Source organism: Streptomyces sp. NPDC057424 (assembly GCF_042803315.1).
Classification (GTDB): domain Bacteria; phylum Actinomycetota; class Actinomycetes; order Streptomycetales; family Streptomycetaceae; genus Streptomyces.
In genome coordinates, this window is record NZ_JBHVCP010000010.1 from 175,640 (window position 1) to 183,237 (window position 7,598).

Genomic DNA, 7,598 nt, shown 5'->3' on the forward strand with positions numbered 1-7,598 from the left:
AACAGGCCTCCTACTTCCGCTTGCGCGCCCGCTCCGGCTTTCCCTCAACGATCACCGTCTGGGGCGCCGCAGGCACCTCGTCGTCAGCCGGCGAGTTGGAACACGCCCTCTACCACCCGGTTCTCGCCGACCCGGCGTACCCCGTGGGCCGCACACGATGTGCGCCTGCACCAGACGGGGCTCAAGCGCTTCCGGCACCGCGGCCCACGGCAGCTTCAACCTTCTCGCCAGCTGGGCGGCCTCCCTCGACCGGGACGATCAGCCGGACGGCGCACCCGCCGCCGACCGGCACTCTGCGTAGCCCGCTGCCTCTGTCGCCTCTTCACGGCGGGTTCCATGCCCGCCTGCTCACGTGGACTCTGCTGAAGGGGGTACTGACAGGGTCTCTCAGCGACGGCGCCGCCTGCATAGCCTGGTTGCATGGACAGCCGGCTGAGCAGTCCCAGTCCGGTGAGTTGGTCGATGCGCCGTTTCACCGTGGAGGCGCTGGTCTTCAGCGCGGTTGCCAGGGCCTGGTGCGAGGCCCGCCCGTCCTGGGCCAGGTGTGCGAGGACGGCCCGGTCGGCGGGCGTGACCTGACGTACGTCTCGGCCGGTGGGTGCGGACTTGGTGGTGGCGGTGAGCTGGGCTCGTTGCCCGGGAGCCAGTGCGTCGATCCGCCAGCGCCCGGCCTCGGTGAACATGTGGGTGACAAGCCGGGCGCGGACTGCGGTCACGCCCGGGATCGCCGGCAGATGGTCGAGGGTGTAGCGGGACATGGCGGCCAGGTCGCGGGTGGCCACGGTGGCGAGGATGTCATGGCCGCTGACGGTGCGCTCGACGGTCAGCATATGGGGGTGACGGTTCAGCGCACCGGCCACCGCGGTGGCGCTGCCCAGTGCGCAGTCGATCTCGATGAAGGCCAAGCACACCTGGTTGAACATCCGTGGCCCGGGGGACAAACCGATCCATGCCTCGCCGCGTGTCGCGAGCCGGCTCCAACGCCTGGCCACGGTGACCGGGTCCACGTCGAGAGCTCGGCCCAGAACGCTCCACGATGCCCGTGGCTGCAGTTGGAGCGCATGGATGAGCGCCAGGTCCTCCTCGCTCAGCAACCTGACGTCACCCTGCATACGGACCCACCTGCTTGCGGAATTCCTGCGATTTGTGACCCGTACGGCGTTCGTCGCCATGCGGGCGGCCGAGCTGCCCGGCGCGGTCCCCGTCTCCGGGAAGCACGGCTTCGCCGCTTCCGCTGTCGCCCGGGTGACGGGCGGGCTGCCGCTCAGCACCGTGCGGGCGGACCCGCACGAGGCAGCTCGTACGCCTGACCTGGTCAGGCGAGCGGCAGGAGAGGACTTCTTCCTGATGCTGCTCACCGAGGGGTATGCCAGGCTCCGGCAGGGCGACCGCGCCGCTGAGGTTGGTCCCGGCGACTTCGCCCTCGTGGACAGCGCCCACCCCTACGTGCTCCGCTTCGACCGCCCGTTCCGCTCGGTGGTCCTGCAGATACCCCGCGCGATGCTCACCTCCCGCTGCGCCGTCGCCGAGCACGTCACCGCCGTACCGTTCCGGACCGCGCGCGGCACGGGCGCCTTCGTCAGTCCCGTCCTGCGCGCTCTGGCCGAACAAGGTCATGGCCTTGGCGAGGCGACCGCCGCATCGTTCATGAGGAACCTTCTCGATCTCCAGGCCACCGCGTGCGACGCTCATGGCTCGGACGCCTCCGGGAAAGCGAGTACGGCCGTTCATCGACGTGATCTTCGGCGGGCCCAGGCCTACCTCGCCGACCGGCTTCACGACCCCGGCCTGACGCTGCTCGCCGCCAGCCACGACCTGGGCTTCTCACTGCGTTATCTGCACGAGCTGTTCCACGAGGCCGGCACCACACCGCGCGCGTGGCTCTACGCCCAGAGGCTCGACCGCGCCCGCGCGATGCTGTCGGGGGCCGGGCACCACGCTCAGAGCATCGCAGCATCGTCCTGCACGTCGAGTTCAAGGACGCTTCCCACTTCTCCCGGGCGTTCAAGTCCCGCTTCGGGACCAGCCCCGCCACCTACCGCAGGACGGCCGTAAGGGCACCGTCGGGGAACGTTTGATCCGGATCGCTGCCGCGGCGTACGCCCAGGACGGCCACAGAGAGCGCACCTGCGTCCTGCGGGACGATCTGCCGCCCGGCGGCCCCCGCAGTGAAGGCGAATCCCGCAGATTGATCACGACTCGATATGCACCCCAGGCCGCCGCCGACACATCGTGGGGCGGGTGTTTCATTCCGCTGGTGAGGCTGGTTCCTCGGTGGTCATCCTCGCGACGGGCGTGGCCCGCGGGTGGGGTGTGACGGATGCGGTGCCTGTTGCCGCGTCGCTGGACGCGGTCATCTTGAGGAGGGGCAGTGCGGCGATGAGTGTTCCGGCGGTGAGGAGGATACCCAGGACGCCGACGCCCATGTTGTCCATGATCGCGCCGACGGCCAGGGGGCCGATGCCTGCGCCGAGTGCTCCGGCGCCGCTGAGGGCGGCCACCCACCGTCCGGCGGAGTCGATGACCGAGGCGGCGGCGAGTATCTGTACCAGGACGGCCAGCCAGCACGTCTGCCAGATGACGGCGGTGGCGATGAACAGGGTGGGGCTGTGGGTGACGATGAGGAGCCCCGTGCTGAACGCTTCGACGACGACGAACCCGGTCATCGAGCACAGGCGGCCGAAGCGCTTCACGGCGAGCGGTCCGGCTACGGCTCCGGCGAGTGCGACGACGCTGGAGACGGCCAGGACGGCGGAGAGCGCAGAGGCAGACATGCCAGTGTGGCCGCGCCCCAGGACGGAGGTATAGGACCAGACTCCCTGCGTGACGGCCATCAGGAGGCCCGCGCCGACCAGCAGCACGGCTGAGGGACGGGCCGGCCGGGAGGCTGCGTTGGGGGCGGTCGCGGGCGGACTGCCGGCCGGGCCCGGGCCGTCGGGGAGGTGGCCCACCAGGAACCAGCCGGGCAGGCAGCACACGGCCAGCAGGAAGAAGCCGGTTCCTCCGCCTGCGGACTCGTTGACGGCCGGGAAGGCGAGGAGCAGCAGCGCACTGGCGAACAGCGCGCCGATGATGGCGATCGAGGAGGTCTTGTCGGCGTCGTCGCCGGCGCCGGCCAGGGCGGCGGTGGAGGCGGCGTAGACGGCTCCGAGTCCGGCGCCGAGCAGCAGGCCGGCCACGATCAGCGTCAGGATGTCGAAAGCGATGGCGGCGCCGATGAATCCCGAGGCGGCCAGGGCCAGCCCGCCTCGGGCCATCCGGACGCGTCCGGGGCGGGCGGCGCGGTTGGCGAGCAGGAGGGTGGTGATCGCGACCGCCGTCAGCTGGCTGGCGGCGACGAGTCCGGCGCCGGTGTTGGACAGGTCGAAGCGGTCGGCGAAGTCGTCCACGAAGACGGGCATCACGTTACTGCCGCTGCTGCCGAGCGTGACTCCGGCGATCAGGGCAGCGGCGACGGTGAACGTCAGCGCGGTGTCGCTGTTCGTTTTCACTGAATGCCCCTTGCGCGGAGGGCCGCCTGGCAGGCGGGCGCGGGAGCGGGAGGGAGGGGGAGCATCGTCAGAAACCTCGGAACCGGTAGGCGGTCGGGTGCCGTGTCCAGTACTGGAGTGGCGAAGGGAGCCTCCGGGCATAGAGGGCAGACTCGGCCCGGACGCGTTCGGGGGCGCGGGCCGGCGGCTGGCGGTCAGCCGACCCAGATGTCTTCGACGTGGTGCTCGGGGCGTGCGGGGTGCTCTGGCGGGCGCTGCGGCAGGTGAGGGAACCGGCCGGGGCTCGGGAGCGGGCAGGTGCTGTGCGGGACCTTCAGAACACCCCCTGGGTGGCACCAGGGCCGGGTGTGCGGTGTGCGCCGAAGGCTTGGCCCGGCCCGACGGTCACCGGGTGATGGCGGCTCGGCACCGGCGCGTCAGTGGTCCCCGGGCCTGGGCGGTCAGGCATTGACCTTCCGCAGCAGACGGGTCGGGAGCCGGGCCAGCAGGTATTCAACGACGGCCCAGGGCACTCGGGGCACTGTCGCGTGGACGGCGCCGGCCTCGATGCGGTCCATGATCTTGCGGGCGCCCGTGCGAGTGTCGATGAGGAACGGTCGTTTGTCGCCCAGGGATTCGTTGATCGGGGTGTCGATGTAGCCGGGGGCGACCGTGGTCACGGTGATGCCGGTGTTCCACAGCTCGCCTCGCAGCGACTGAAGGTACCTCGTGACCCCTGCCTTGGAGGCGCAGTACGGCGCCCCGCCCGGCAGGCCCGCCCCGGCCACGACGGAGGAGAAGCCCACCACCTGCCCGCCGCCCTGGCTGCGGAAGTGTGCGACGGCCGCGTCAATGGTCGCCATCGCACCCAGCAGATTGACGTCGACCACCACGCGGTGCGCCTCGAAGCGGCCCTCCCCGATGTTGCCCCCTGCGTCGACCCCCGCGTTGGCGATGACCATTCCGAGTCCGCCGAATTGCCGGGCCGCGTCGTCGATCGCCCGCGCCACGGCCTCGTACTCGGTCACGTCGAGGGCGGCCACGGTCACCGAACGCTGCGGGAAGGCGGCGGTGAGCTGTGCCCGCAGGTCTTCCAGGAGCTCGATTCTGCGCGCGGTGAGGTACACGTCGTAGCCGCGGGCGCACAGCTCGGCTGCCAGCGCCTTGCCGATGCCCGAGCTGGCACCGGTCAGGAACGCGCATCTCGCGGGCAGCGGGGGCCGGCCCGGGTCGACGAAGGGCAGCTTCCCGAGCAGGCGGCGCGCGGTGGACAGTTCAGTGCCGTTCATCGGTCACCGTCACTGTGATCCGCGAGCGCTTTCACCGTGCGTCCGTCTGGGGCGGGCCTGCGGTACTGCTCTTCCTGGATGACTGTCATGCGCTGTCCTTCGTGGAGTGTCGGAGAGGGGGTGCAGCGACCCCGTCGTCATCATGACCACCCATCCAAAGCATGTCAACGATGGTGACACTCACGCTGACACCAGAGCTAGCACCATTGTTGACACCGATGGATCAGAAAGTCAGAGTGATGGCGCCGACAGACGGCGAGAGAGCAAAGGCGTGATAATGAATTCGGACAGCACAACGGCGATCGAACGGCCCGGACGCCTGGGCGACCACACCCGAAACCTGCGTACCGACCCACGCACCGATCCACGGGTCGTCGAGGCACTGACACCCTTCGGCCTGGACGACAACATCGAGCCTGCCCCGTTCGGTCCCGACGCCCCGCGGGAGCAGCTACTCGAGTTCGTCATGGCCGCCGAGGCCGAGACCGAGGGACTCCTCGCCGCGCTCGTCGACGGCCTGGAGCCGATAGCGGGGCTCGACCACCGCACCGAGACGATCACCGGCCCGGCCGGCAACGACATCCAGCTGTACGTGACACGGCCCGCGGACTCCTCTGCCCCGCCGTTGCCCGGGATCCTGTATCTGCACGGTGGCGGCATGGTGATGTGCAAGGGCTCGGGGCCGATCTACGCACGGTCCCAGGATGAGCTGGCCGCCACCGGACTCGTCGTCATCGGCGTCGAGTTCCGCAACGGTGGTGGCGAACTCGGTGCGCACCCGTTCCCGGCCGGCCTCGACGACTGCGCAGCAGCGCTCGACTGGGTGCACGAGCACCGCACGGCGCTGGGGATCTCCACACTCACCGTCGCGGGCGAGTCGGGTGGGGGCAACCTTGCGCTCGCCACCGCGATCCGTGCCAAGCGCGAGGGCAGGCTCGCGGCCGTCGACGGTGTCTACGCTCTGGCGCCGTACATCTCGGGCCTCTACGGCGGCAGCGCCGAGGAGCGTGAAGCGGCATTGCCGTCGCTCGTCGAGAACGACGGGTACTTCATGGCGTGTGACGGGTCCGCGATCTTCGCTGAGGTCTACGACCCCGGTGCTGAGCACGCCACCGATCCCCTCTGTTGGCCCTACCACGCGACGGTCGAGGACCTGTCCGGACTGCCGCCGCACGCCATCTCCGTCAACGAGCTCGACCCGCTGCGTGACGAGGGGCTGGTCTACCATCGCCGTCTCGTCGAGGCCGGGGTCGAGGCCACGTCACGGACAGTGGCCGGGACGTGCCACGGAGGCGATCTGATGCTCCGGGCCGCCACCCCGGACATGTACGACGCGACCGTCGAGAGCGTGCACCATTTCGCTGCCGGCCTCTGAATGTGACGTCACCGGTGAAACAGGAGGAACGTAGTACATGTCTGCCGCCCTACCGTCCAACTGATCGTTTCGGAATGAAATGCCTTGTGTGACGTGGCAGTTGGGTGTCGTGTCGGCAGGATCTGTTGGGTGCCTGTCGATCTTGCGCCTGATGACCTGTGGGAACGTGTGGCTCCCCTGTTGCCGGCTCGTCCGCCCGGACATCATCGGCGAGCTCCAGTGCGGCGCGGCAGCCGATCCCGGTTCGATCACCGCTGGGACGGCTGTGACGCCTGTTGCCTAGTGCTGCTCTGCGTTAGTTCGTGGAGGTGTCATGCGGCTTGGGAGTCCCGCTGCCGGTGGACCGGAGCGGGGCGGGATCGCCGGTCGGGGTGCGGCTGGTGCCGCAGTGGGAGCCGGGGGTTGAGGCGGATGTGCTGCCGCGCTCGTACCGGGACGTCGTCGAGGTGTTGCAGATGCGGTGCATCCGATGAGGGCGCATCATCTGTGCGCCGCGCTGGGGTTGCCGACGGACAAGAACAAGGTGGAGGGTTCCGTTCGAAGCTGAAACGGCTGGTGGAGCGGGGCTGGCTGGCCGAGGACGAGCCGGGCCTGTTCGCGTGGGGTGGTGCGCATCATGCGCTGTCCTTCGTGGAGTGTCGGAGAGGGGGGGCGAACGACCCCGCCGTCATCGTGACCACCCCTCATGTCAACAATGGTGACACCAGCACTGACACCACAATTGGCACCACTGTTGACACCGATGGATCCACAAGCCAGAGTGAGGTCGCCGAAGCTCGACATGTCCATGCGATGAAGGGGCTCAGTAATGCGCATTGAAGTGGGTGGATGGCTGCTGGGAGCCGCCGCGGCGGGCGCCGGGGCGGTCTGGCTGTGGCGACATCAGGACGAGGTGATGACCCACCGCCCGGTCAATGAGTGGACGTTCACTCACATGAATCTCCTCATGCCCACCGAAGATGTCCGCCGCGGCGGAGATGTGTTCCCCCTGCCCCGGCGACCGCGCCCCCTGGAAGTGACCTACGGCTTCGAGGGGCGGGAGCGGAGCCTTGCCGAACTGCACGCTCGAACGAACACCACCTCCTTCGTCGTGCTGCATGGCGGCGAGATCGTCCACGAGGCGTATCCGGGGACCTTCGCCGGGGACGACGTTCGGTTCCAGATGTTCTCGATGACCAAGTCGGTGACGTCGATGCTGATCGGGATCGCCCTCGACGAGGGGGCGATCAAGGATGTGACCGAGTCGGTGACGGTGTACTGCAGAGGGCTGGTGGGCTCCGCCTTCGACGGGGTGACCATCGAGCATCTGCTCGACATGAGCAGCGGGGTGGGCGACCTGGTGGAGGACTACACCGTTCGGGACAGTCTGATCAACCGGTTCGCCAAGGCCGCTACAGGTGGCGGCTCACTGAGCCTCTTCAGCGTTGCCGCTCCAGGGTGAGAATGGCTTTGGCGATTGACGTC

At 69.1% G+C, this 7,598-nt stretch carries 6 protein-coding genes and 1 pseudogene; 4 read left to right on the forward strand and 3 right to left on the reverse strand.

What is annotated here, in order from left to right:
- Window positions 1-215: 215 nt before the first annotated feature.
- Window positions 216-1,112 (reverse strand): AsnC family transcriptional regulator, encoded by an 897-nt coding sequence (locus ACFU3E_RS11990; protein ID WP_384155258.1) that lies wholly within the window; start codon window positions 1,110-1,112, stop codon window positions 216-218.
- Between the two features lie 58 nt (window positions 1,113-1,170).
- On the opposite strand from ACFU3E_RS11990, the pseudogene ACFU3E_RS11995 reads away from it, so the two are divergent.
- Together ACFU3E_RS11995 and ACFU3E_RS12000 are read left to right on the forward strand one after the other, a co-directional pair.
- Window positions 1,171-1,653: pseudogene (locus ACFU3E_RS11995) on the forward strand (hypothetical protein); the annotation flags it as partial.
- A 224-nt stretch (window positions 1,654-1,877) separates the two neighbouring features.
- Window positions 1,878-2,078: an AraC family transcriptional regulator gene (locus ACFU3E_RS12000; protein WP_384155261.1), complete on the forward strand. Its 201-nt coding sequence runs from the start codon at window positions 1,878-1,880 to the stop codon at window positions 2,076-2,078.
- 168 nt (window positions 2,079-2,246) lie between these two features.
- On the opposite strand, the gene ACFU3E_RS12005 is transcribed toward ACFU3E_RS12000, so the two are convergent.
- Together ACFU3E_RS12005 and ACFU3E_RS12010 are read right to left on the reverse strand one after the other, a co-directional pair.
- Window positions 2,247-3,491: an MFS transporter gene (locus tag ACFU3E_RS12005; RefSeq protein ID WP_384155265.1), complete on the reverse strand. Its 1,245-nt coding sequence runs from the start codon at window positions 3,489-3,491 to the stop codon at window positions 2,247-2,249.
- A gap of 440 nt (window positions 3,492-3,931) precedes the next feature.
- Window positions 3,932-4,759 (reverse strand): SDR family NAD(P)-dependent oxidoreductase, encoded by an 828-nt coding sequence (locus ACFU3E_RS12010; RefSeq protein ID WP_384155268.1) that lies wholly within the window; start codon window positions 4,757-4,759, stop codon window positions 3,932-3,934.
- 277 nt (window positions 4,760-5,036) lie between these two features.
- Here ACFU3E_RS12010 and ACFU3E_RS12015 point away from each other — a divergent pair, with 277 nt between their 5' ends.
- Window positions 5,037-6,134 (forward strand): alpha/beta hydrolase fold domain-containing protein, encoded by a 1,098-nt coding sequence (locus tag ACFU3E_RS12015; RefSeq protein WP_384155271.1) that lies wholly within the window; start codon window positions 5,037-5,039, stop codon window positions 6,132-6,134.
- Window positions 6,135-6,942: 808 nt separating this feature from the next.
- Window positions 6,943-7,575, forward strand: a complete 633-nt coding sequence (locus ACFU3E_RS12020) for a serine hydrolase (RefSeq protein WP_384155274.1) — start codon at window positions 6,943-6,945, stop codon at window positions 7,573-7,575.
- Window positions 7,576-7,598: the final 23 nt, after the last annotated feature.

Bases quoted from the DNA above. Each gene is read 5' to 3' on its own strand.
- ACFU3E_RS12020 (WP_384155274.1), top strand. From the start codon at position 6,943: ATGCGCATTGAAGTGGGTGGATGGCTGCTGGGAGCCGCCGCGGCGGGC.
- ACFU3E_RS12015 (WP_384155271.1), top strand. From the start codon at position 5,037: ATGAATTCGGACAGCACAACGGCGATCGAACGGCCCGGACGCCTGGGC.
- ACFU3E_RS11990 (WP_384155258.1), bottom strand. From the start codon at position 1,112: ATGCAGGGTGACGTCAGGTTGCTGAGCGAGGAGGACCTGGCGCTCATC.
- ACFU3E_RS12010 (WP_384155268.1), bottom strand. From the start codon at position 4,759: ATGAACGGCACTGAACTGTCCACCGCGCGCCGCCTGCTCGGGAAGCTG.